The organism is Companilactobacillus ginsenosidimutans (assembly GCF_001050475.1).
Taxonomy (GTDB): domain Bacteria; phylum Bacillota; class Bacilli; order Lactobacillales; family Lactobacillaceae; genus Companilactobacillus; species Companilactobacillus ginsenosidimutans.
Genome location: NZ_CP012034.1, coordinates 1,973,899 through 1,999,117 on the forward strand (window position 1 = coordinate 1,973,899; position 25,219 = coordinate 1,999,117).

Below are 25,219 nucleotides of genomic sequence, written 5' to 3' on the forward strand. Positions count from 1 at the left end.
CTATTTCTCCTTGTCTGTATCAAATTGTTCTTTTAATTCTTCTAAATGCTTCTTACCTGCATCAGTTAGTTCGGCTTGTTTTAAAGTCGCAGTAGCTAATGGGTAATTCTCAATTTCTTCTAATTTGAGGTTATCAACCCAACCAGTATCTTGAACGGATTCAACCGTTTGATACAGCATTGATTTCGTATTCACTTGGCGGTTGGAAGTGAAGTAATTACGATCGATATCTTTTAATAGTTGATAGACTGATTCTTCTAGTGATACATTTTTAGCCATAATCTGAAATCCCCCAATATTAATTAACTCTATTTTATAGTTTTTAGTTATATTTTGAAATTGGTAGTTTTACTAAGTTCATATAACATGATTTTTTGCTAGAATAGATATATTAAATTCCGAGGGGGAAATTATCATGGCAAAGAAAATTTTAGTTGAAGGATTAAGATGTGAAAAGTGTCCAGTTCACATTGCTCAAAAACTTAGTGACGTTGCCGGCGTTGAGAAAATTGAAAAAAATATGGATGATATGACAGCTACAATCATTGGGGATGCTGACATTGATGAAGTACGTACAGCCTTAAGTAGTACACCATTTAAAATTGAGGCGGTCGATTAATGTCTGAGAACACAAAAAAAGCTCAACGTTTAGGTGTTGAGCTGAATTTAGTTTCACTATTATTTAGTAGTATTAGTCCTGTTTTGAACAAGTTTTCACTGGTCAGTTTAAACCCCATTCTTGGAGCACTTCTCACTAGTGTCTTCGCTGCCATTTTTAACTTGATATTAATTTTCGTGATGTATCACGATTTTTCAGTTATCAAGGACAAATGGGTTATCTTTTTAGGACTAACAAACGGTGTGGGGGTTATCTTACAGTATGTAGCTTTATCACTTTTAAGCCCTGTCACAGTTACACTGATTGCTAGAGTTTATCTAGTTTACGTCTTTGTACTGTCATACATTTTCTTAAAAGAAAAGCTAACACGTTGGGATTATCTAGCCGTTGTACTTTGTATTGCTGGATCAGTCTTCGTTTCTTCTGGTCGTATGAAAGTGGACAGTTTCTGGGGAATAGTTTGTGCCTTCATCTATCCACTAATGTACGCTGCCAACAATATTATTGCGAAATACTTAGTTAAGGATCACAACCCTGGTAACGTTTTGTTCTACAACCACTTGGTTTCAGCTGCATTACTTCTCATTACTGGAGTATTGATTCCTGGAACTTTTGCCGGCATTCAAGCCAGAGCCGTTACCTTTAACTTCTTCGGTGCTTTCTTCAATGGATTCCTATCACTATTGTTGTTCTACACTAGTTTGAAATTCATTACCGCTGGAAAAGCTAATATTGTCCGTGCACTGGGACCTTTAGTAGTCATTGTTTATTCCTACTTTTTCTTCCCAATCCACATCACAGCAAGTATTATCATCGGAGCAATTTTATTAATTGTTTCAACAACAATTGTAACTATGACTAAAAGTCAATCAAGTGATGCTGCATAGCAAAGTGTAGTAATTCGCGTCGTGAATTAAAACCCAATTTTTTCATGATGTTAGTTTTATGAGCTTCAATCGTTTTTCTAGTAACAAATAATTTTTCGGCAATTTCTTGATTCGAGAAGCCGAGACAAATTAGAGGTAATACCTCGCGTTCACGTCTGGATAAGTTGACAAAATTCAACTCGTCCAGGCTTTTTTTGTCGTCGGGTTCATCTTGCTGTTTCTGGATACTTTCGTAATCATTTTCAGTCATAATAATATTGCTATCAATGTATGACTTATCAATGTCTGCACGATCGAGCGCATTCAAAAGTTCCTGTTCAGGAGAACTTTTTAAAATATATGACAGAGCTCCATTTGCTAGGGCAGTGTTGATATATTCAGGTTCTTCATGCATGGACAGGACAATTTGTTTAACTTCTGGATGATAGTCGTGAATCCTCTTGATAGTAACTAAACCACTTTCCCCTGGTGGCATAGAAATATCCATAATCGCGACATCAATATCTTGATTTTCGATAATGGAATAAGCTTCATTCCCGTCAGAAGCTTCGGCCGTCACACGAAATGTGTTAGTAGTATTAATCGTGTAAGTGAGGCCTTTTCGCAAAATCTTGTAATCGTCAGCAATTAATACATTTTTCATGTTTTAATCATTCCTCGTTTTTAGTTGGCTCCGTGCTACTTTCGTAAGGAAATTCTGCAGTGATTGTGGTTCCCTCACCAATTTTTGTATCAACCAAGAAATAACCATTGAGCGATTTAACACGTTCGTTCATATTGATCATTCCAAGAGAAGATCCATTGTAGGATTTCTTTGTGTACATATTGAATCCCTCGCCGTCATCCATGACTTCAAGACTGATTTTATTCTTGTGAGACACCAGCATAACAACGATAGTTGTACCGTTTGAATGCTTGATGGCATTAGTCATAGCTTCTTGAACGATTCGGTATAAGGTAGTTTGAACGTCATCTGAAAGTATCGACAGGTCATCACTTTTATCGATAAAATCTAACTCGATATCAGTGCTAGGCTGCATTCGTTTGATTAAGGCGTGAATAGCAGCAGTTAGACCAAAATTGTCGAGCACGGCTGGTCTGACATCAACCGCAAGACTCTTAATATCACTCAGCGTCCCTCGAAGCTGTTCTTGTACTTGTGATATCATTTTGTCTTTTTCAGAATCACCAGTTTTCATTCGATTCAACGTCATAATTGAAGAGTAGACAGATTGGGCAACACTGTCATGTAAATCTTCAGAAATACGTTTTCGCTCATTTTCTTGAGTTCGGTTTATCTTCCTAACTATATCATGACTATCTTCCATTTTGCGCAATCTATCTTTGGAAGCATTGTTTCTAATCACGATCGAGTAGACGTCATTGTCGTCGTCAATCAAATAATAATCGAGTGAGAAAGTTAATTTCTGCAATTGTTTTTTATCCATAACGTCGATGGGAACGGATTTGTGGTGCATGGTTTCCTTGACGACACAATTAAAACAGTTGTTAGTAGCAGAATTATTTTCTGCCATATCAGTTTGAACAAGTTGAATTAAATAATTAACATCTAAATCTAATCCATGAATTAATTCTTGGGCGGCATTATTCACGATTACAACTTTGTCACCTCGTACGATCAAAGTAGCGTCGGGTGAGTCCAAAAAGTTTTTTTGAATCCATAAGGTATCGCTATTTTCCATGGTTTATCATCTCTAATAATTTATTTCTTCTTTTGAAAATGCTGGATCCAAGTAGTCAGCGTAATGGTCGTAATCTTTTTTGATCAACATAATGCGACGTTCAAGCTTGTCGATATTTTGATCTTGTTCAAGAGTACGTAAGTCATCACGCTGTTCTTGCATATCATTTTCTAAGAGAGTGCGTTGTATCGATAAATCGTTCATACAAATACGAATTAATTTTTGAAAGTCTCCATCAGACATGTCTGATTTATTTTTCATTGTAAATCCTCCTGATAGTTGATGTTTTTAATTTTGTAGTTAGCAATCGGAATCGTTTCACACTGCGCTGCTTGCAAAATGTCTTGCCATCTAAAGTGACGTAATCTCAACTGATGCCTGAAGTCAGCTTGAGAAATATTAATATGGCAAAAGGTAAATAAGTCTTCACCACTACATTGTATATAAGCGTTTTTGTTGCTAATTAATTCTAGCACAGTTTTGTTGATATTCTTATAGTCAGTCGCTAGAACTATCAGGTCTGCGTGGGTATTTCCAGTCATTTGAAAGTATGACCAGAGGGCTGAAATTGGTCCGTGATCGATCAATGGCTCTTGATCTTGAATTACAGTTGCTCGTGTAACGTCGTAAAAAAGTTGGCGAATTTCACGATTATTGTTGGAATTCGTCGAAATATAACATTGGCTTACAAACGGAAGAAGCTGTTCCGCTGTGTATTCCACGTTAGTTAAAACCCGTGTGTTGAAGTGGGCCAAAGCCTTATCACTTTGGTATCGTTTAGATTTCCCACCTGCTAAGATTAAACCGTCAGTCATCTTGTATATCCCTCAAAAACTTTTTAATGAATTTTGTTCTGGAATCTAAATCCATTAGCGACAAAACATCGTCGGTGGTAGTAGATTTTTGAATAGATGCGAAATTTTTAACGTTGCTGATTTCCCCAAATCCAGCAACAGTTTCGTCTTTTTTTAGCAAAACGATTTTTTCATAGCTTAGTTCTTTTAATCCCTCAATAATTAAAAAATCCGCTTGAGTCGTTTGTTGAAGCTGCTTAATTTGTTCTAAAGTAGTTTGTTCGATATTTCTTTGGTAGTGAATCGTCTGTGTATCATTTAGTAGCAAGACATCATCTGAGTTTTCATAAAATTTGCCAGTGTCAGTGTTATTGGGAATGTCGACTGGGCCGTGAGTATGCTTCACGACCGCGATTTCAAGCCCTAATCTGCGACCGATTTTTAGAAAATCATTGGTGAGTGTCGTCTTGCCACTTTTTTTGTGTCCGACTATTTGAAAGGTAACAACCATGTCCGCAACACGCTCCCTTTTGGAGTGATTGAATCACCGCGTGGAATTTCGAATAGGGCAGTGGCAAGTTGCAAGTTGTTCAAATTGTCTGAAGCATCTCCACCGACACGGCCGATTTCGATATGGTCTGCGTCAATTTTGAATTTACCACGAAGAATTCGATCATACATATTAGTTTTCTTATATTCTTCATTTAAAGTACCTTGGCATTCAAGTAAACGTGACTGCTGTTTTTGCAATAAACGCAGTGCATATTCTACATATAGGTAGAAACCAGTGAAACAAGCGCCAGGATTTCCGGACAAGCCGAAATAAATTATTCCTTTATCGATGAATGAAGTTGTCACACTTCCGGGACGCATCTCAAGTTTGTTGAACAAGAGCTTATCGGATGCTTTGGCAAGGTCTGCAATGATGTCGTAGTCCCCGACTGAAACACCACCGTCAGTAATAATTACGTCACATTTGCCTTGCAAATCTTTGATGGCGTCCTTGAGAAGTTGTGGATCATCTTTGATCTGTGTATAGCCAACGACTTCTGCACCGTTTTCCTCACACAATCCTTTAATCAAAGGACCATTACTGTTGAAAATTTTACCGTTAACGATTTCGTCACCTGGTTGGAGCAATTCTGATCCAGTAGTGATAATTCCAATAGTAGGTTTCTTGTAAACTTTGATTTTTTGGATATCGAATGAAGCTAACAAACTCATTCCACCAGGATTGATTTCGGTGTCCTTAGCTAACAATGTATCGCCTTGTTTGAAGAACGAACCAATTTGGGTGATATTGTCACGTTTCTGACGTTCGGAAACTTCCAACGTATCATCGTCTAACATTTTTGTGGTTTCCAACATTACGACGACATCAGCACCATCTGGCACGTATCCACCAGTCATGATTCTGACAGCTTCACCGGAAACTAATGGACGGTCAAAATTTGCCCCAGCGGGGATGTTTCCGACTACCTTTAATGTTACAGGGAAGTCGTGCAAGTCCTCTTCTAACATTGCATATCCGTCGTAGCCGGATCGTCTAAATGTTGGCAGGTCGTGACTGGCCAAAACGTCTTCAGCGATGATTCGATGTGAGGCGTCACTGACGTTGATTTCTTCAGTATCGAGCGTCAATTTCGAGACGTTTTCAACGATTAATTTTCGGGCAGCATCGATTGAAATGGCATTTCTTTTATCAACTGGTGTGTACATTATTTTGTTATCTCCTTAATCAAATGAGTTAAGTCTGGAAGGATTACTTGTTCCAAAGCTGTCTTACAAGCGTTTGTCGAACCTGGTAGTAAATAGCATAGCTGGTCGCTGGAAGTAATTCCGGCAGTTGCTCCCGAAGCTAAGGCCTTAGTTCCTATTTCGTCAAAACTTATTCTACGGAAATATTCTCCAAATCCGGGGATGAGTTTTACAAATTTTGGCTCCAAAGTCTCAATTGTCACATCGCGAACAGCGATACCAGTACCACCATTTACGAGGATTAATTTGCAATTGGTGCCTACCAATTTATTGTACGCTTCCATAATTTGTTTTGAGTCGTCTTTAACAATATATTTCTGAATAAAATTATGACCTTCAGAAGTTAACTTATCTTGAAGGTATGATCCAGACTTATCAGTTTCTTCCGTTCTAGTGTCACTAACAGTAATTATTCCAAAATCTATCATTAATTATTTCCTCCACAAATTGGGCAGTTGGCTTGTTTTTTAACGTGAATCTTTCTGAAATCAAAATTCCAATTATCAATTACCATCAAGTTGCCCGGCTTAACTGTTTCGGGACGGGTTAAAAATTTCAGTGCCATGGAAGCTTCTAAACTCCCGGTGATTGCGACAATCATAGGATTGGTACCGATATTGGCACTTAGTCCTAATTTGGCGATATTTTGATGAGGGTACAGGCACTCAAGACAAGCATCTTTTTGAGATTTCATGAACATTACTTGCCCTTGGTTACCAGCACAAGTTGCAAAGATATGAGGCATGTTGTGGTCAAAACAGTCTTGGTTGATCTGATACTTAATAGGAAAATTGTCGGTACAATCGATAACTAAATTATATTTGTCAGTAATTAAGTCTGATGAATATTTTTGGCTTTTCACGATTATTTTAACGTTACTATTTGCAGCTTGTAAATGATTTTTCATGGCGGTTAATTTTTCCAAACCTTCATTTACATCAGACTCAGTATAAAGATTTTGACGGTGCAAATTCGTCAATTCAACTTTGTCAAAATCTACGAGTGTTATTGTGCCGATTCCCGCTTTAACTAATTCAGATGCGACAAAACTTCCTAGTCCACCAACACCAATGACTAAGACGCTTGATTCACCAAATTTTTTCTGACCTCTTGGTCCAATTTGCTCAATTTTTAACTGTCGATCATATCTACTAGTAACCATTTCCAATCCCTCCAAATGTACGTTTACTCAAAAGGTTAGGGAAATTCCTAATCGAAGTCAATTGGTAAACGTGCTAACTTTAATATAAGGAATAAAGTATCGATAAATTAGGATATTGGTAGGGGAATTGCTTATGCTAAAATCAAAATTCTTTAAAAAAGTCGAAAAGTTTAATGGTAATTTCACTCAACTAGAGGAAAACTCTCGTCGTTGGGAAAAATTATATAAACAACGTTGGGCTCACGACAAGGTAGTCCGTACAACTCACGGTGTTAACTGTACCGGTTCATGTAGTTGGAATGTTTATGTTAAACAAGGTGTCGTAACTTGGGAACATCAATCAACCGACTATCCATCTTGTGGACCAAATATGCCTGAATACGAACCACGTGGGTGTCCTCGTGGTGCTAGTTTCTCATGGTATGAGTACAGTCCTTTAAGAATTAAATATCCTTATATCCGTGAACGTCTTTGGAGAATGTGGGACGAAGCTAAGAAGCAAAATGACAGTCCTATCGACGCTTGGGAAAGTATCGTCACAGATCCAGAGAAGACAAAAGAATATAAATCAGCCCGTGGTCATGGTGGCTTGATTCGTGTTAAATGGTCAGATGCAACTGAATTGATTTCAGCTATGCTCATTTACACAATTAAAAAATATGGTCCTGACCGTATTGCTGGATTCTCACCAATCCCAGCTATGTCAATGTTGAGTTATGCATCAGGTGCAAGATTTATCTCAATGCTTGGTGGAGAAATGCTCAGTTTCTACGATTGGTATGCGGATCTTCCACCAGCATCCCCACAAGTTTGGGGTGAACAAACTGATGTCCCTGAATCAAGTGATTGGTACAACTCACAATACTTGATGATGTGGGGTTCAAACGTTCCATTGACTAGAACTCCCGACGCTCACTTCATGGTTGAAGCACGTTATAAAGGAACAAAAGTCGTTTCAATTTCTCCAGACTATGCTGAAAATGTTAAATTTGCCGACAACTGGTTAGCACCACATCCTGGTTCTGATGCAGCTTTGGCACAAGGTTTCACACATGTAATCTTGAATGAATTTTATAATAAGAAACAAGTTCCTTACTTCATCGATTATTCGAAACGCTTCACTGACTTACCATTCGTTATCATGTTGGACGAGAGTGAAACTAATCCAGAAAATGTTACATCTGGTCGTTTCGTTAGAATTTCAGATATTTCAGATGAAAAAGTTGAAAACGCTGAATGGAAACCAGTTCTTGTTGATGAGACTAACGACCAATTAACAGTTCCAAACGGAACTCTTGGTCAACGTTGGGAAAGTGGCAAGAAATGGAATCTTGATTTAACAGCTGATGATGGTCATGAAATTGACCCTCAATTGTCATTTATTGATGATGGCAAGACTGCCACAATCGATATGCCAAGCTTCGACGCTACTGGAAATTCCATTTATCAAAGAACAATTCCATATCGTGAAATTACATTAAAAGACGGTAGCACAAAGAAAGTCGCTACTGTATTCGACTTATTAATGGCTCAATATGGTATTGCTCGTGTTGAAGCAGATCCATATGCTGCCAAAGGCTATGACGATCTCGACAGTTTGTTCACACCAGCTTGGTCAGAAAAAATTACTGGTGTTAGACAAGATTTGATTGTTCAAATTGCTAATGAGTTTGCTCAAAACGCTGCTGAAACAAAAGGTAAGTCAATGATTATTATTGGTGCTGGTGTCAACCACTGGTTCAACTCAGATATGACTTATCGTTCAGCTATCAATATGTTGCTACTTACCGGTTGTGTAGGTGTACAAGGTGGAGGTTGGGCTCACTATGTTGGACAAGAAAAACTTCGTCCTGCTGAAGGTTGGGCAAATATTGCTTTCGCAAATGACTGGCAACCTGGTGGCGCACGTCAACAACAAGGTACTTCATTCTTCTACTTCGCAAGTGATCAATGGAAGTACGACGAGTTAGACAACGCCGCACAAAAATCACCTACAAAACACATTAAACATGGTTACAAGCATCCAGCTGATTACAACCAAATGGCTATCAGACTTGGATGGATGCCATCATATCCACAATTCAACCGCAACAGTTTGGATTTCGTGGACAAATACAATACACGCAACATAGAAGAAATTTCTAAAAAAGTTGTTAAAGAATTACTAGACGGCAGTTTGAAATTCGCTGCTGAAGCTCCTGATGAAGACCAGAACCAACCTAAGGGTATGTTCATCTGGCGTTCAAACTTGTTTGCATCATCTGGTAAGGGTCAAGAATACTTCATGCGTCACATGCTTGGTGCTGAAAATGGCTTGTTAGCTAAAACTAACGGTAATTTCAAACCTGAGGATATGGAGTGGGATGACCATTCAATCGACGGTAAATTGGACTTAGTTACAACATTTGATTTCAGAATGGTAACTACACCACTTTACTCAGATATCGTTTTACCAGCCGCAACTTGGTACGAAAAAGAAGACTTATCAAGTACTGATATGCATCCATTCATTCACCCATTCAACAAAGCAGTCGATCCACTTTGGGAATCAAAGAGTGACTGGCAAGCATTCAAGGGTATCGCCAAAGAATTTTCAACAATGGCTTCTAAATACCTTAACGGTGTCAGATATGACTTGAAGACTCAGCCACTTGGCCATGATTCCAAGGGGGAAATTTCACAACCACTTGGTGTCATCAAAGACTGGAAGAAGGGTGAAATCGAAGCCATTCCTGGTAAGACAATGCCTAGTCTTTCATTAGTTGAACGTGATTACACGAAGATTTATGACAAATTTATTTCTCTCGGACCTAACGCTGGTGGAAAAGTTGGTGGCAATGGATTCAGTTACAGTGTTGCCGATGAATATAACGAGTTGAAAGACATGCTTGGTACTTATGACGAAGGTATCGAAAAGGGATGTCCAAAGATTGATGAAGATAAGAATGTTGCTGAGGCTATTCTTCATCTATCAAGTGCTTCAAATGGACACGTTGCTGCTAAAGCTTGGAAGAATGCTGAAGAAGTTACTGGTGAGAAATTAACTGATATTTCTGCCGGACAAACTGAAAAGCAAATGACTTTCCAAAGCATTACGGTTCAACCTCGTGAAGGTATTCCTACACCAATCTTTACTAGTTCAAAACATGATGGTGACAGATATTCACCATTCTCAGTTAACATCGAACGTAATGTTCCATTTAGAACTATTACTGGTAGACAGTCATACTACTTGGATCACGAAATTTTCCAAGAATATGGTGAAGAGTTAGCAACTTACAAACCAACACTTCCACCATTTGTTATGGCACCAACTGATACCCATGTTGAAAAAGCTGATAAAGAAGTAACTTTACGGTACTTAACACCACATGGTAAGTGGAATATTCATACTACTTATCAAGATAATCTTTACATGTTGACTCTATTTAGAGGTGGTCCAACCGTTTGGTTAAGTTTGGACGACGCTAAGAAGATTGATGTTGAAGATAACGATTGGGTAGAACTTTACAACAAGAATGGTGTTGTTACTGCCAGAGCTGTTGTATCACAAAGAATGCCTGATGGAACGATGTACATGTACCACGCTCAAGATATGGAAATTGAAGAACCATTATCAACAATTACTGGTAACCGTGGTGGTAGTCACAATGCCCCAACTCAAATTCACGTTAAACCAACTCAAATGGTTGGTGGCTACGGACAATTAAGTTATGGATTTAACTACTACGGACCAATCGGTAACCAAAGAGACTTATACGTTAATGTTAGAAAACTAAAGGAGGTCAAGTGGAATGAAGGTTAAAGCACAAATTTCCATGGTTCTAAACTTGGATAAGTGTATCGGATGTCATACTTGTTCTGTTACATGTAAACAAACTTGGACTAACCGTCCCGGTGCTGAATACATGTGGTTTAACAACGTTGAAACTAGACCTGGTGTCGGCTATCCCAAAAAATGGGAAGATGAAAGTCACTACAAGGGTGGCTGGAAACTTAACCGTAAAGGTAAGCTAGAATTACGTGCCGGCAGCAAGTTAAACAAGGTTTCACTAGCAAAAATTTTCTACAATCCTGATATGCCTAATCTTGATGATTATTACGAACCATGGACATACGATTATCAAACATTATTCGGTAAAGAAACTAAGCACCAACCAGTTGCTCGTGCAAAATCACAAATTACTGGTGAATACATGAAGCTAAACAATGGTCCTAACTGGGACGATGATTTGGCTGGATCAGACCGTAGTTTCGGCGAAGATCCTAATATGCAAAATATCGAAGCTGACATCAAAGGTAACTTTGAAAAAACTTTCATGATGTACTTGCCTCGTTTATGTGAACACTGTCTAAACGCTGCCTGTGTTGCATCTTGCCCTAGTGGTGCGATGTACAAACGTGACGAAGACGGTATCGTATTAGTCGACCAAGAACGTTGTCGTGGATGGAGATTCTGTATGACAGGATGTCCTTACAAAAAGGTTTACTTCAACTGGAAAACTAATAAAGCTGAAAAATGTACTTTCTGTTATCCAAGAATTGAAGAAGGTTTGCCAACAGTTTGTTCTGAAACTTGTGTTGGTCGTATTCGTTACATCGGGGTTATTTTATATGATGCTGACCGTGTACAAGAAGCCTGTGAAGAACCTGATGATACAAAACTTTATGAAGCACAATTGGGATTGTTCTTAGACCCTAATGATCCAGAAGTTATCGAACAAGCTTTGGATGACGGTGTGGATATGGAAACTATCAAATGTGCTCAACGTTCACCTATTTACAAGATGGCTGTTGAACAAAAGATTGCTTTCCCATTGCACCCTGAATACCGTACAATGCCAATGGTTTGGTATGTGCCACCGCTATCACCAATCATGAATTACTTTGAAGGTAAGAACTCAATCAAGTATCCTGAACTTATCTTCCCAGCTATTGAAGAAATGCGTATTCCTGTTGAATATTTAGCAAATCTTTTGGCTGGTGGAAACACTGAAGTAATTAAGAATGCATTATACAAATTAGCAATGATGAGATTATATATGCGTGCAAAAACAAGTGGTAAAGATTTCGATGCTGAAAAACTTGATCGTGTTGATTTGACTGAAGAATCAGCAACTTCACTATATCGTCTATTGGCTATTGCTAAATACGATGACAGATTCGTTATTCCTAAAGCTAAAAAGGAAAAAATCGAGCATGTTGAAGACGAACAAGGTGGATTAGGCTACGAAGAATGTAACGGCTGTGCCTTAGCTCCAGAACACGGCAGCATGTTACGTAAAGCTAAAGCAGGAATGTCATCAAAGGATGTCTATGCAGAAAGTTTCTATGGAGGAATTTGGCGTGATTAATATTGAGAAGCTTAACAGCTTAAAAGGTGGTTTCATTTACCTTTCAAAAATGATTGACTACCCAACTCAAGACATTTTGAATCCAGATTTTTTGGACGATTTCAAAAAAAATTACCCAAATACTCCGCATAAAGATGAATTGACTGAGATTATCACTGCGATGCAAGCTTACACACTTGAAGATATTAAGACTCACTATGTTTCACTTTTTGAATTGAACAATCGTTACACTTTATATATGACGTATTACAAGATGACTGATTCCCGCGAACGTGGACAAGTTTTAGCCAAACTGAAGATGCTTTATGAGATGTTTGGCGTCCAAATTGAAGGAACAGAATTATCTGATTATCTACCATTGATGTTGGAATTCTTAACTTTCAGCGATTGGAAAGATGATTACCGTCAACAAGATTTGAAGTTACTATTTTCAGTTATTGAGGATGGAACGTTTAACTTATTGGAAAAGTCAGAAGAGGAATCTGATGATTTATACTTCAGAACTATTAGTATAATTAGAGCTGAACTTAGATCATGCGTGGAACAGCCAGAAGTTAAACAACCGAAGATGACACAAACAGGGGGAGAATAAAGATGAATGATATCGGAGCTTTCTTTTTATGGGACATATTCCCGTACATTGCGTTAGCCTCATTTTTCATAGGGATCATTGTTCGTTTTGCACGAAACCGTTTTTCAATTACGGCTAAATCAAGTGAATTACTTGAGAAAAAACAATTAATGGTCGGAAGTATTCTCTTCCACGTTGGTATTATTTTCGTCTTCTTCGGACACGTTGTCGGAGTTTTAATTCCTAAAGCTTTTACTGATTGGCTGGGAATTCCGAACGAAATGTACCATATCGGTGCTTTAGTTATGGGTGGATTGGCCGGATTTATGGCATTAGCAGGGATGATAATTCTTACTTACCGTAGATTCAACAATAAACGTGTTTTCATCACTAGTTCATTCAGCGACTTGGTCGTTGACTTGTCACTTTTGATCATGATTGTTTTAGGATTAAGTGCTTCGCTTATTGAAGGACCTTTCTTCCATCCTGAATTCAATTATCGTTTGAACTTGTCAGTTTGGGCACGACAAATATTCATGCTTAAACCAGATTTCCATCTGATGCAACAAGTTCCACCAGTTTTCCAAATTCACGTCATTTGTGGATTTTTGATTTTCGCCTTCTTCCCTTATACTAGACTTATCCACGCTTTGACATTGCCTTGGCAATATCTCTTCAGAAGTCCTGAAGTATATCGTAGAAAACCAAGTATTAGAGGGGACCAATATCGTGGCTAATCGTCACAAAAACAAAATTGCAATGATATCTGCAGCAGTTTTATTACTAATTCTATTGGTAGTTTCAATGGGAATGGGTCGCTACAGTCTATCGCTGCATGATGTGATAAATTACTTTTTCAATCGGGCAGATAGCTCGACAAAATTGATTCTCAGATTAAGATTTATTCGAATTATAGCGGTTGTATTAGTTGGCGCGGGTATATCGATGGCCGGCGCCACTTTTCAATCTGTCTTCAATAATGGTTTAGCATCACCAAATATTTTAGGAGTGGCGACCGGAGCAAGTGTTGGGGCCGCCTTTGCTATTTTATACGGGATGCCAATATATATTATTGAGATCAGCGCCTTTGTTACGGGTGTTTTGACGATGTTTCTGACATTGTTGATTGATAAATTTTTACACAGCAATTCGAGTATTACGTTGATTTTGGCCGGAATTATTATGGCTGGATTGATGCAATCTGTTTTGGGATCAATCAAATACATGGCTGACCCGGAAGTCCAGTTGCAGAGCATTGTTTACTGGGAGCTCGGTAGTTTTATGAAGGTTGATTTGAGTTCATTGATGTCAGTCGGACCAGTTTTATTGGTAGGAATTTTATTCTTATTTTTCGCACGCTGGAGGTTGAATGTTTTGTCTTTGGACGAAGCGACGATTAAGACTATTGGCGTTAATCCAAAGATAAATCGCAATTTGATGATTTTGGTGGCAACTCTGCTAACAGCCGCAGCAGTTTGTATCTGTGGTGTTATCGGCTGGATTGGTTTAGTCGTTCCACACATTAGTCGCAGTATTGTTGGAGGTGACAATCGAGTTTCACTTCCAATGACAGGTTTAACAGGCGCTGCTCTGTTATTGATTTGCGACACGATTGCCCGAAGTATTTCAGTCAACGATATTCCTTTGAGTATTGTGACTGGATTTATCGGTGTGCCAATTTTCATATTCATCTTAATAAGGAGGAAAGATACCGTTGTCTGAAATCTATACAAAGAATCTTAGTTTTGCCTATGACACTGAAAAAATTATTGATAATGTCGACTTGAAAGTAGACGATGGTCAAGTTTTGGTGATTTTAGGACCGAACGGTATCGGTAAGAGTACTCTTTTAGCTTGTTTAAGTGGCTTGCATGATGATTATTCAGGTCAGATAAAGCTTGAAGATCAAGAATTGAAGCAAATTCCGAACCGGGAACTTTCTCATCGGTTGGCATTGGTCAGTCAAGGTGTAAACGTTAAGAGTGGTCTGAATTTGTATGACTACTTGTTGCTCGGACGTAGTGCGTTTCATTCTATCTTCAGTCAGCCTGATGAACGTGATCGGCAACAAGTTGAGCATGTTTTATCGCAAATTGGCTTAGCTGAATATCGAGATGTTAGTTTGCAGGATATGTCTGGTGGTCAGAGGCAGTTAGCCCAGATTGGCCGGGCTTTGGTGCAAGAACCAAAATTGCTAATTATGGATGAACCAACTTCAGCATTAGATTATAAAAATCAAATTTTAGTTTTAAAACTTATAAAAGCCCTTTCAGTTATCGATATTTCAATTATAATAAGTACACATGATCCAAATCAGGCAATGATGATTGGTGATTCAGTGGGCTTGTTAGTTGATAACCAGACTTATATTCAAGGTAAGACTGAGGAAATCTTGACCGAAAAATATTTGACTGAACTATACAAGACTCCGATTGTTTCGACGTTTAACGAAGAATTAGACCGAAATATATTTGGGACGAGGATGGATTAATTATGAGGAATAAAAAATCAATTATTATTGCGCTATTAGCAGTATTGTTATTTGTTGGTGTGGGCGTAGGTAGTATTCAAGCTAATACTTCTGCCGCGTCGAACACTCGAGTGGTTAAAGATAACAAAGGAAAGAAAGTTACTATTCCTAAAAAAGTTAAGCGTGTCGCTGATTTGTGGCATGCTAACAACCCAATTTTATTAATGTTGGGTGGGGAAAAAGACTTGGTTGCTACTACGCAATTGATTCACGACAACAAGCTTTTGACCAAGCTTTATCCTTCAGTTAAGAAACAAGCTGTACCATTCAATGGTGACAGTATTAATACGGAAGAATTGATTGCTCAAAAGCCTGATGTGGTAATTGGTTCAGACCCAGCTCAAATTGAAACTATCAGAAAAGCGGGTATCCCGGCTGTTAATTCTATGTTCCAAGATTATAAAGGAATGAAGAAAACGGTTACATTAACTGGTAATATATTAGGTGGCAAGGCTGTTAAAAATGCCAAGATTTATAACCAACAACTGACTGATGATATTGAAGAAGTTGGTAACTTAACTCGTGGCGCCGGTACACCGAGTGTATTGCACATTGTAAATAAGTCAGATTTGACCAAAGTCGACGGTCGTAAAACGATTGTTGATCAATGGATCAAGACTGCTGGTGGTAAAAATGCCATCAAGAGTAAGGGTAATATGATCTCAGTTTCTGCAGAAGAGATTATCAAATCAAATCCTGACATCATTATCGTCGGTAATACTACTAGTAAAAAAGCTTTAAAGGCGTTGAAGAAGGATTCTCGTTTCAAGTCGCTTAAAGCTGTTAAGCACAACAAAGTTTATGGTAACCCAACTTGTATTTTCCAATGGGATAGATACAGTGTGGAATCTGACCTTCAACTCTGGTGGGCCGCAAGTAAGATTCACCCATCTGAGATGAAAGATTTCAGTGTTGAGCAGAAGACTGCAGCATTTTACCAAGCTTACTTTAATCACAAATTTAGCAAGAAACAGATTAAACAAATTTTGAACGGGGAGGTGCTTAAATGAGCCTCGTCAAAATTGTAGATAAACCGATTGATGTTGATACGCTGACGAAAAGTTTGATTCATAATGAATTTGGCGGTGTTGATATTTTCTTAGGCAATATTCGACAATACACTGACGACATCGAAACTGAAAAAATCGAGTACACGACTTACAAATCAATGGCTGAAAAGGAAATGCAAAAATTGGCCGATATTGTTTTGGCAAAAGGGATGGACGTGGTTATGGTTCATCGTGTTGGAGAATTACAGTTAGGTGACGTTGCAGTATTTATCGGAGTGTCGGCGCCACATCGAGCGGAAGCATTTGAAAATTGTCAGATGCTGATCGATCAGTTGAAACACACTGTGCCGATTTGGAAGAAAGAGTATGACAAAGACAAAATTCGCTGGGGAGGTCTTGAAGAATGAGAATCAAATTATTTTCAGTTTTAGCCGAGAAAATTGGTCCAACAATCGAATTAGATTTACCAGAGACGTTTACTGCTCAAAATATTTTGGAAAGAATTAAGTCACTTCATCCTGATTATGAGGATGTGCTTGACCAGTCATTAGTCGCAGTTAACGAGGAATACACTAATGATGAGAAAATTTCACTTGAGTCAGTTGATGAAATAGCAATAATTCCACCGGTAAGTGGTGGCTAGAATTAAATGATTTTTCGTTAAATAATTGGGGGTATTTAAGATGGAAAGTAAAGGGAAATCGTATCTTGCTTTAACTATGGGAACATTAGCTATGATGGTCTGCTTCATGGTCTGGCTTTGTTTATCACCATTGCTTGATGTTATTTTGAAGAATGCCGGAGTTCAAGTCTCCGAATTTCAACGTACATTCTTGTTAGCTACACCAATTTTATTGGGATCAATTATGCGTATCCCAATGGGAATCGTTTCAGATAGATGGGGTGGTAAAAAAACTTATATCGCCTTGATGATATTCTTGATCATCCCAGTTTTGATGATGCCAAGAGTTCATTCTTACGGCATGCTAATTTTCACAGCCTTATTACTAGGAATGGCCGGAACATCATTTGCCATCGGTGTTTCGTATGTCACAGGATTTTTCCCACCAGAAAAACAAGGTTTGGTGTTAGGTATCGTTGCTGTTGGTAATATCGGTACCGCATTTTCAGTATTTTTCCTACCACGTTTAATTAAAGTTATGAGCTTGAACGGAATCTTCTATTTATTAGTAGCATTGCTAGTATTATTCACGCTGCTGATGCTAATTTGTCCTGAATCCAAGCCAAACAAAGACTCAACCTTGGGCAAATCTTTATCCGTTGCCAAAGAAAAGGATACTTGGTTCTTAGCACTATTTTATTTCTTAACATTCGGACTATTCATGTCATGGAGTAACTTACTTCCAACATTTATGTCAGGATTATACAGTCAATCACTAGTTGACGCCGGAATTTGGGCCGCAGTATTCGCTGTTATCGGAACATTGTTACGTCCAGTTGGTGGCTATATCTCTGATAAAGTCCGTCCAATGACTTTGCTAAAATATGATTTCATCGGATTAATTGTTGTCGCAATTGTGCTAGGAATTTTCCTTCAATCACAAGGAGTATTCTCAACAATGATCGTCTTAATGGGAATTTTAGTTGGGGTCGGAAATGGTATCATTTTCAAAATGGTCCCATTCGTATCATCAGGAAATACCGGTGCAGTTACTGGATTCGTTGGTGCCATGGGTGGTCTGGGTGGATATTTCCCACCAATCGTTTTAGGAATTATCAAACAATCTACCGGTGGCTACTCAATCGGATTGTATTTAATCGCCGTAGTTGCCATAATTTGTTTAGTACTATTACAAAAAGAATATATTACCGGCGCTCACAAGATTGTAAAGTAGGAATGAGGTTTTATTATGGAAGAAACTGAAAACAAACAAAAAAATGATGAAATCATGGAAGCTCTAGAAAACGTCATCGATCCCGAATTAGGAATCGATATCGTCAACCTTGGCTTGATTTACGGTCTTGAGATTGAAGGTTCAAAGTGTACCGTTACCATGACTTTAACTACCATGGGCTGCCCATTGAGTGACATGATCAACAATGATATTCATCAGGCTGTTGAGTCGGTTGAAGGAATTGACAGCTGTGATATTAATTTGGTTTGGTATCCGATTTGGGATATGAGTAAGATGAGTAGGTTTGCAAAGATTGCTCTTGGTATTCATGGATAGAGAGTAATTTTGGATTGTGGTGGTTCACTGCCGCCCTCCGGTCAGGTTCCGCGGGGGCCGTGGTCGCTGTGAACACGATTTTGAGCTTTTCCAAGTTCGGGAAAATCTCAAAACTCGGTTTTTATGTAAGCCTGCCCTTTGGCAGGCAAACATAAACGCCACGGCTTGGGCCCCCGCGGAACCTGACCTGCGGGCTAGTACTATCGCAATCTTATTTTTTTGGTGGGTGTGGTCGTTGGACTAGTTATCTGTTTTGTCTGTAGTGTTTGAGCTTTTGTTCCACTTTAGATATGTCGTTGATGGCTTTTAACCCATTGGTATCCATTGATACTAACAAATGATTTTTTTACTTAAGAAATATTATATAGATTTAATCTGGTTCAAAGGTTGAGGTAAGACCGGAAACCAGTCGGAAGAGCTGAGAAATATTCGAAGGCAGTGAAAGTGGCGTTATGGCTTTAGCCATTACACCACCGGGCGAGTTTGGAGACTTACCGTACTTTGGTAAGGCTTCAAACCGAGTTTCGAGACCGCACTTCAGGCTCGGAACGTCCCGCACTGCCGAAGAATATTCCTCAGCTCTGCAGACGGCATCAACAAGGAGTGTAAATATGAGTGATAAGGTAATCGATTTTGAAGTGCCGATTCATTCTTTGGCCGAGGATTACCCCGACTTCGTAGATATAATGTATTCAATCGGGTTCACCAAAATAAAAGTGCCCGGAATGTTAAATACAGTTGGGAAAATTATTAATCTTAAAAAGGGTTCAAGAGCTATGGGAATCCCTTTGGATTCTATTGCTCGAGCCTTTCAGGAAAGGGGCTATGAGCTGAAAAATTATGACGAATGATACTTTGAATAGTGTACAAAGACAGAAGAAAATTGTTGAAATCCTTAACTTTCTGCATGAGGGTGGGGATTTTGACGTTGCTAAGAAGATGTTTGATGACTCTTTTTCTAGTGTTGATGTTTCGGAAATTACTTCTGCCGAGCGTGAATTGATTGCTAGCGGATTAAATCCGATGGAAATTCAAAATTTGTGTAATGTTCACGCTGCTGTTTTTAAGGGCTCGATTACTGGAAATTCCAGTACTCCAGCTTTTGAAAAACCAGGTCATCCGGTTGCTACTATGAAGCTGGAAAACATGGTTATTTCTTCTTTGATCAATGATGAGTTGTTGCCTTGCTTGAAAAAGTGGCAACAGGATGGGCAGAATGCGAAGTATCTTGAACGTATGCAGAATGCGTTGAAAGATTTGATGACCATCGACAAACACTACAGTCGCAAGGAAAATAATATTTTTCCATTAATGGACAAGTACGGCATTACTGCTCCGCCAAAAGTTATGTGGGGAGTAGATGACGAAATCCGCGGCTGGATCAAGGACGCTTATGATATGGTTACAAGCGTTCCGGTTCCGGACAAGTACAAGGTTGAAGCGGCGGTTGAGAAAGCTTGCAAGGAAGTCATGGAGATGATTTTCAAGGAAGAAGAAATCATGATTCCGATGCTCGATGAAGTTGCCACCCCTGAGGATTGGTACATGGTTGAGCAGGATGAAAATGATATTGGCTATACTTTAATTGCTGAACCACTGCCTTGGAAACCAACTGATAAAGAGATTGCCGAAGGTCAGAAAAAGGATAATTCTAAAGTTGCTAAGGAGTTGAATAAAATGGCTCAAGGATTAGCTGACTCAGAAGGATTGAAACCTGCTGACAAGAAAAATAAGAAGAAACAAATTCCAATTGTTGACGTTACGCCAAGTTTTCATGAAGAAGACGTTCCAGAAAAACATGAAGGAAAAATGTCGAAGCATGACGAAATTCGTAATCGTGCTAAGCATGTTAAAACCGGATTGGAAATGCCAAGTGACGAAGTCAACATCAGTTTCAATACTGGTAAATTGAACTTGGACGAATTGACGGCCATTTTCGAAATAATGCCAGTCGACATGACATTTGTTGACGCAAATGATCGAGTAAAATGGTTCTCAAATTCACCAGAACGTGTTTTCCCAAGAACCAAGGCTGTAATCGGTCGTGCAGTTATCAACTGTCACCCACCTAAGAGTGTGGACAAGGTTATGGCTATTTTGAAAGACTTCCACGAAGGTAAGTCTGATCAAAACGAGTTCTGGATCAATTTGCATGGCGAAACTTTTGTTTATATTCGTTATTATGCTTTGCGTGATGATGATGGTGAGTATTTGGGTTGTCTTGAGGTTTCGCAGGATGTTACTCATATTCGTAGTTTGGAAGGCGAAAAGCGTTTGCTTTAGGTTGTTTTGTTGGTGGTTCACTGCCGTCCGCAGGTCAGGTTCTTGGGGGCCGTGGTCGCTGTGAACACGAATTCGAGCTTTTCCAAGTTCGGGAAAATCTCGAATCTCGGTTTTGTCCTAACCCTGCCCGATGGCAGGCTAACGACAACGCCACGGCTCGGGCCCCCAAGAACCTGACCTGCGGACTAGGGAATCACTAACATTCTTTCTTTGGTGTGGAGTGGATGTTCACTGTTTTGTAGTGGATCTCAGTGCCTCAGATATTAAAGAAATTTTGAATAGTGGGTTTATTCCAAATTTGAATTTTCAAATTCTAAGAAAAATAAATATATAACTATTAGACTTATTTCCAAATGGGGAGTAAGTCTATTTTTTGTCCTAGAGCCAAGTTTTTGGACTTCTCTCGTGTTTTAACTAGAGTCACAACTAAGTACATTAGTCTTGTATTAAATCCCCAGAACCCTAAACAGGAGATTGTAGTATTTGAGTGAACCTCAACCAAAGACACAAAACAAAAAGATGGTTGTCCCCCTCGCACGGAGGTTGGGATTATTTTTGGCTCAATAGCTAAATTTTACTTATTCGAGTGGTTTTCTCGGATTAGTAAAAGGTCCAGCTTAGAGACTTTTCGGGCTTTGAAAAGGCTCTAAGTGGGCCAGCTATGTTCCAGCCAAAAAATAATCCCGACCGGAGTGCAGCAGTGAACATCCAAAAAAAAATCCAAAACAAAAACAATACAAACCCTTGCCTTCCACCACACTCTAAGGTATAGAATAAAAACCATAATAAAATAAAATAGGTGAAATAATATGGGGATTTTTTCTCGGTTGAGTTGGTTTTTTAAACACCGCTGGAAGCAGTACTCGTTTGGAGTTTTAGCCCTGCTCCTGGTCGCTGCTTGTAACGTAATACCACCACGAATTGTTGGTGTAGTGGTTGATGCTGTCAGTAAGAAAACTATGACCATCAACTTTTTAATGATGAATTTAGGATTATTAATTGTCGTTGCCATTCTTGGATATTTTTTGAGATTTGTTTGGCAAAAGATGATTTTCGGTAGCTCTTATGTTCTTGAGCGTGATTTGCGTGATCGTTTGTTCCGACACTTTATGAAAATGGATACTACTTTTTATCAGAAGTGGCGGACTGGTGATTTGATGGCGCACGCTACTAATGATATTGACGCTGTCCGTGAAGTTGCTGGACCTGGTGTTTTGACGCTGGCAGATTCTTTGATTACTGGACTATCGATGATTTTTGCGATGGGAATGTTCGTTGACTGGAAGCTGACACTTTATGCTATCTTGCCACTGATTTTGTTGGCTGTTATGGCTAATGTTCTAGGTAACAAGATTCACGACGCCTTCATGAAGTCACAGGCGGCTTTTTCTAGTATCAACAATAAGACGCAAGAAAGTGTTGTTGGTATCAAAGTTTTGAAGGCGCTTGGTCAAGAGAAACAGGACGAAGAAGATTTCGATACGTATGTTAATCAAAATATTAAGGCTAATAAAAAGTCTTATCGATTGGATGCAATGTTTGATCCGCTGACTTCGATTATCATGGGTATTTCTTACGTCATCACTATTATTCTTGGTGGTTTGGCGGTTATCCACTCACAAATTACCATTGGTGAACTCGTTTCGTTCATCACATACATGGCGGAATTAACTTGGCCAATGTTTGCGATTGGTAGTCTGTTCAATATTTTGGAACGTGGGTCGGCTAGTTATGACCGTATAACCGAACTTCTTGGTGAAAAATCTTCATTGGTTACACCACGGCATGAGGTGAAAACGGCTCCGAATGGGACGTTAGATTTTGAAATGAAGAAGTTCCATTATCCTGATGACAAGGCGATTGCTTTAAACAACGTCAGCTTTGAACTCAAAGAGGGTCAGACGATGGGAATTGTTGGCCCAACTGGTGGCGGAAAGTCGACTATCATTGGCTTGCTGATGCGTGACTTTGACCATTACAACGGTCAGATTACTGTTGGTGATCATGATATTCGTGACTTCAAGTTAGATGATTATCTCGATACCATCGGCTATGTTCCACAAACTAACTTTTTATTCTCAACTGATATTCGCGACAATATTCGATTCGCTAATATTGATGCTACTGACCAACAAGTTGAGGAAGCTGCGCATGTTGCCGACCTTGATGATGATATTCACGACATGCCAAAAGGGTATGACACCCAAGTTGGTGAGCTCGGAGTTTCGTTATCCGGTGGGCAAAAGCAGCGATTGGCAATTGCCCGTGCTGTTTTGAGTAATCCTGAACTGTTGATTTTGGATGATTCATTGTCAGCTGTCGACTCCAAGACTGAGCGAAATATCGAGGAGCGGATTGCTGAAAACAGATGCAATGGGACGACGATTATTGCCGCCAGTCGCCTGAGTTCCGTTGAACATGCCGACCAGATTTTAGTCGTCGACGACGGAACCATCATCGAACACGGAACGCATGAAGAGTTACTCGCAGCGCACGGTTGGTATTACGACACCTTCAACTTGCAAGCCAAGAACGCCGAACTCGAAGGGAGGTTGAATAACCGTGGATAAAAAAGAAGCAGAAACAATTAGCGACATTCAAGCTCTATCTCGTAAGCAACAACGCAATATTTTAAAAAGGTTATTCAGCTTCGCTTGGGCATTCAAGCGTCAATTTATCACAGCAATAATATTCGCGATTGTGTTGAGCATTATCAATGTAATCTTGCCAAGATTGCTGCAATACTACATGGACCACTATCTGGTGCATCAAGACACCGGAATTCAAATTATCGTCGGATTTGCGATTGTCTACTTCATCGGAACAATAATCAAAGCAATCGTCCAGTTTATTCAAAACTTTGCTTTCTCAATGGGGGCAGAGCGGACACTGGAGAAAATTCGTAGTCAATTATTCAGAAAACTACATACATTGGGAATGGATTATTTCGACAAGACACCCGCCGGATCAATTGTTTCAAGAGTTACTAACGATACCAAGACACTTTACGATTTCTGGACACTATTCTTGATGATCTTAGTAGCCGCATTCTCAATGGTTTCAGCTTTCGTGGCGATGATGTCAGTCAACGTCACATTGGCAATTGCGACCGCATTATTCGTAATCGTTTTGTACTTATTGATTTGGTTGTATCAACGATTGAGCTCAAAAATTTATCAGCGTTTACGTGAATATTTGAGTCAAATCAATACTAAATTAAACGAGTCACTGATGGGTATCAGCATCATTCAACAATTTGGTCAACAAAAACGGATGATCTCTGAATTTGAGCAAAAGAACCATCAGTACTTCACGCAACGAAACAAAATGATCAACGTGAACTCATTCTTGCTATATCCAACGATAACCTTGATGTTCACATTGGCAGAAGTAATTTCGTTAGGTGGGTTCGGACTGGAAAGTACTCACACCATCGTGGCAGCCGGTGTCATCTATGCGTTCATTTCCTACCAACAAAACTTTTTCAATCCATTGTCTAACGTTATGAATTACATGTCATACTTTCAGGACGGGATGGTCGCCGGTTATCGGATTATGAGGCTGTTCGATAATGACACGACGAGTCCTGAGCAAAATGAGGACAGTGATGCCAAGATTGAGATTGGAAAAATTGAATTCCGTCACGTTACTTTTGGTTATGTGCCAGGTGAACCAATTTTGAAGGATATTTCCTTCACGGCTGAACCTGGTCAAACTGTGGCTTTAGTCGGTCACACTGGTAGTGGTAAGAGTTCGATTATAAATATCTTGTTGAGGTTTTATGAGTTTGGCAAGGGTCAAATTTTGATTGACGACCATGATATTCGTGATTACTCAACCAGGGAACTCCGTGAAAAGCTTGGTCTGGTTATCCAAGAGCCATACTTGTTCTACGGTGATATTGCCAAAAACATTCGTATGTACGACGACAGTATTACTGATGAACAAGTTGAACAAGCCGCTAAGTTCGTTGACGCGGATGGATTTGTTGAAAAGCTACCTAATAAATATCATGCCAAGGTTATCGAACGTGGAAGCAGTTTTTCTACTGGTCAACGACAACTAATTTCGTTTGCCAGAACAATTGTACGTAATCCAAAAGTATTGATTTTGGACGAAGCAACCGCTAATATCGATCCACAAACTGAACAGAGCATTACTCGAGGATTGTCGAAGATGAGGGATGACAGAACAACCATCGCCATCGCCCACAGATTATCGACGGTCCAAGATGCTGATCAAATTCTAGTTTTGAGCCACGGACGAATTGCTGAACGCGGAACACATGATGAATTATTAAAAGCCGGTGGACTTTATTCAGAACTATATGAATTGCAGTCCATGGACTAAATTACA

Annotated in this window: 26 protein-coding genes; 17 read left to right on the forward strand and 9 right to left on the reverse strand. The window is 39.2% G+C overall.

Translation table 11 applies throughout. From position 1 onward, the window contains the following. A complete protein-coding gene (locus ABM34_RS09960; RefSeq protein WP_048705434.1) occupies nt 1–279 on the reverse strand; it encodes a hypothetical protein in 279 nt (92 codons plus the stop codon). Nucleotides 280–415: 136 nt separating this feature from the next. Here ABM34_RS09960 and ABM34_RS09965 point away from each other — a divergent pair, with 136 nt between their 5' ends. Both ABM34_RS09965 and ABM34_RS09970 read left to right on the forward strand, forming a co-directional pair. Then, nucleotides 416–619 (forward strand): heavy-metal-associated domain-containing protein, encoded by a 204-nt coding sequence (locus ABM34_RS09965; protein ID WP_048705436.1) that lies wholly within the window; start codon nt 416–418, stop codon nt 617–619. Continuing rightward, nucleotides 619–1,506: a DMT family transporter gene (locus ABM34_RS09970; RefSeq protein ID WP_048705437.1), complete on the forward strand. Its 888-nt coding sequence runs from the start codon at nt 619–621 to the stop codon at nt 1,504–1,506. Before ABM34_RS09965 ends, ABM34_RS09970 begins: the two co-directional genes overlap by 1 nt. Here ABM34_RS09970 and ABM34_RS09975 read toward each other — a convergent pair. The 8 genes from ABM34_RS09975 to ABM34_RS10010 are packed head-to-tail and all read right to left on the reverse strand — an operon-like array spanning nt 1,478 to nt 6,923. After that, nucleotides 1,478–2,149 carry a response regulator gene (locus ABM34_RS09975; protein WP_048705439.1) on the reverse strand — a complete coding sequence of 224 codons (672 nt, stop codon included), beginning with the start codon at nt 2,147–2,149 and terminating at the stop codon, nt 1,478–1,480. The two genes, ABM34_RS09970 and ABM34_RS09975, sit on opposite strands and share 29 nt — an antisense overlap. Before the next feature lie 7 nt (nt 2,150–2,156). Further along, nucleotides 2,157–3,209: a sensor histidine kinase gene (locus ABM34_RS09980; RefSeq protein ID WP_048705441.1), complete on the reverse strand. Its 1,053-nt coding sequence runs from the start codon at nt 3,207–3,209 to the stop codon at nt 2,157–2,159. 12 nt (nt 3,210–3,221) lie between these two features. Next, nucleotides 3,222–3,470 carry a hypothetical protein gene (locus tag ABM34_RS09985; protein WP_048705442.1) on the reverse strand — a complete coding sequence of 83 codons (249 nt, stop codon included), beginning with the start codon at nt 3,468–3,470 and terminating at the stop codon, nt 3,222–3,224. Then, entirely contained in the window at nt 3,467–4,024 is a 558-nt protein-coding gene (locus ABM34_RS09990; protein ID WP_048705444.1) for an NTP transferase domain-containing protein, read from the reverse strand. The genes ABM34_RS09985 and ABM34_RS09990 overlap by 4 nt, the downstream gene beginning before the upstream one ends. Further along, complete coding sequence (mobB, locus tag ABM34_RS09995) at nt 4,017–4,514, reverse strand: molybdopterin-guanine dinucleotide biosynthesis protein B (protein WP_048705446.1); 498 nt, start codon at nt 4,512–4,514, stop codon at nt 4,017–4,019. Before mobB ends, ABM34_RS09990 begins: the two co-directional genes overlap by 8 nt. Continuing rightward, the gene (locus ABM34_RS10000; protein ID WP_048705448.1) at nt 4,493–5,722 is read right to left on the reverse strand and encodes a molybdopterin molybdotransferase MoeA; all 1,230 of its coding nucleotides are present in this window, start codon (nt 5,720–5,722) and stop codon (nt 4,493–4,495) included. Before ABM34_RS10000 ends, mobB begins: the two co-directional genes overlap by 22 nt. Next, nucleotides 5,722–6,189, reverse strand: a complete 468-nt coding sequence (locus ABM34_RS10005) for a MogA/MoaB family molybdenum cofactor biosynthesis protein (protein WP_048705449.1) — start codon at nt 6,187–6,189, stop codon at nt 5,722–5,724. The genes ABM34_RS10000 and ABM34_RS10005 overlap by 1 nt, the downstream gene beginning before the upstream one ends. Then, a complete protein-coding gene (locus ABM34_RS10010) occupies nt 6,189–6,923 on the reverse strand; it encodes a HesA/MoeB/ThiF family protein (protein WP_048705451.1) in 735 nt (244 codons plus the stop codon). The genes ABM34_RS10005 and ABM34_RS10010 overlap by 1 nt, the downstream gene beginning before the upstream one ends. A 133-nt stretch (nt 6,924–7,056) precedes the next feature. On the opposite strand from ABM34_RS10010, the gene ABM34_RS10015 reads away from it, so the two are divergent. From ABM34_RS10015 to ABM34_RS10085, 15 genes are all read left to right on the forward strand, one after another. After that, on the forward strand, nt 7,057–10,728 hold the full coding sequence (locus ABM34_RS10015) for a nitrate reductase subunit alpha (RefSeq protein ID WP_048705453.1): 3,672 nt from the start codon (nt 7,057–7,059) through the stop codon (nt 10,726–10,728). Continuing rightward, nucleotides 10,718–12,277 (forward strand): nitrate reductase subunit beta, encoded by a 1,560-nt coding sequence (narH, locus tag ABM34_RS10020; protein WP_048705455.1) that lies wholly within the window; start codon nt 10,718–10,720, stop codon nt 12,275–12,277. Before ABM34_RS10015 ends, narH begins: the two co-directional genes overlap by 11 nt. Next, complete coding sequence (narJ, locus tag ABM34_RS10025) at nt 12,270–12,869, forward strand: nitrate reductase molybdenum cofactor assembly chaperone (protein ID WP_048705457.1); 600 nt, start codon at nt 12,270–12,272, stop codon at nt 12,867–12,869. The genes narH and narJ overlap by 8 nt, the downstream gene beginning before the upstream one ends. Nucleotides 12,870–12,871: 2 nt before the next feature. Next, nucleotides 12,872–13,585 carry a respiratory nitrate reductase subunit gamma gene (gene narI, locus ABM34_RS10030; protein WP_048705459.1) on the forward strand — a complete coding sequence of 238 codons (714 nt, stop codon included), beginning with the start codon at nt 12,872–12,874 and terminating at the stop codon, nt 13,583–13,585. Beyond that, entirely contained in the window at nt 13,578–14,570 is a 993-nt protein-coding gene (locus tag ABM34_RS10035; RefSeq protein WP_048705460.1) for a FecCD family ABC transporter permease, read from the forward strand. The genes narI and ABM34_RS10035 overlap by 8 nt, the downstream gene beginning before the upstream one ends. Beyond that, on the forward strand, nt 14,563–15,339 hold the full coding sequence (locus tag ABM34_RS10040; RefSeq protein ID WP_048705462.1) for an ABC transporter ATP-binding protein: 777 nt from the start codon (nt 14,563–14,565) through the stop codon (nt 15,337–15,339). The genes ABM34_RS10035 and ABM34_RS10040 overlap by 8 nt, the downstream gene beginning before the upstream one ends. A 2-nt stretch (nt 15,340–15,341) precedes the next feature. Then, entirely contained in the window at nt 15,342–16,388 is a 1,047-nt protein-coding gene (locus ABM34_RS10045) for an ABC transporter substrate-binding protein (RefSeq protein ID WP_048705464.1), read from the forward strand. Beyond that, complete coding sequence (locus ABM34_RS10050; protein ID WP_048705465.1) at nt 16,385–16,795, forward strand: molybdenum cofactor biosynthesis protein MoaE; 411 nt, start codon at nt 16,385–16,387, stop codon at nt 16,793–16,795. The genes ABM34_RS10045 and ABM34_RS10050 overlap by 4 nt, the downstream gene beginning before the upstream one ends. After that, the gene (locus ABM34_RS10055) at nt 16,792–17,031 is read left to right on the forward strand and encodes a MoaD/ThiS family protein (RefSeq protein WP_048705466.1); all 240 of its coding nucleotides are present in this window, start codon (nt 16,792–16,794) and stop codon (nt 17,029–17,031) included. The genes ABM34_RS10050 and ABM34_RS10055 overlap by 4 nt, the downstream gene beginning before the upstream one ends. 40 nt (nt 17,032–17,071) lie before the next feature. Beyond that, the gene (locus tag ABM34_RS10060) at nt 17,072–18,244 is read left to right on the forward strand and encodes a nitrate/nitrite transporter (RefSeq protein WP_048705467.1); all 1,173 of its coding nucleotides are present in this window, start codon (nt 17,072–17,074) and stop codon (nt 18,242–18,244) included. 15 nt (nt 18,245–18,259) lie between these two features. Then, nucleotides 18,260–18,580: a metal-sulfur cluster assembly factor gene (locus ABM34_RS10065; RefSeq protein ID WP_048705469.1), complete on the forward strand. Its 321-nt coding sequence runs from the start codon at nt 18,260–18,262 to the stop codon at nt 18,578–18,580. 611 nt (nt 18,581–19,191) lie between these two features. Next, nucleotides 19,192–19,431 carry a DUF1858 domain-containing protein gene (locus ABM34_RS10070; RefSeq protein WP_048706524.1) on the forward strand — a complete coding sequence of 80 codons (240 nt, stop codon included), beginning with the start codon at nt 19,192–19,194 and terminating at the stop codon, nt 19,429–19,431. Further along, nucleotides 19,421–20,863 (forward strand): DUF438 domain-containing protein, encoded by a 1,443-nt coding sequence (locus tag ABM34_RS10075; protein WP_048705471.1) that lies wholly within the window; start codon nt 19,421–19,423, stop codon nt 20,861–20,863. The genes ABM34_RS10070 and ABM34_RS10075 overlap by 11 nt, the downstream gene beginning before the upstream one ends. A gap of 809 nt (nt 20,864–21,672) precedes the next feature. Next, nucleotides 21,673–23,433 (forward strand): ABC transporter ATP-binding protein, encoded by a 1,761-nt coding sequence (locus tag ABM34_RS10080; protein ID WP_048705473.1) that lies wholly within the window; start codon nt 21,673–21,675, stop codon nt 23,431–23,433. Continuing rightward, nucleotides 23,426–25,213, forward strand: coding sequence for an ABC transporter ATP-binding protein (locus ABM34_RS10085; RefSeq protein WP_048705474.1), 1,788 nt, complete (start codon nt 23,426–23,428; stop codon nt 25,211–25,213). The genes ABM34_RS10080 and ABM34_RS10085 overlap by 8 nt, the downstream gene beginning before the upstream one ends. Nucleotides 25,214–25,219 lie beyond the last annotated feature (6 nt).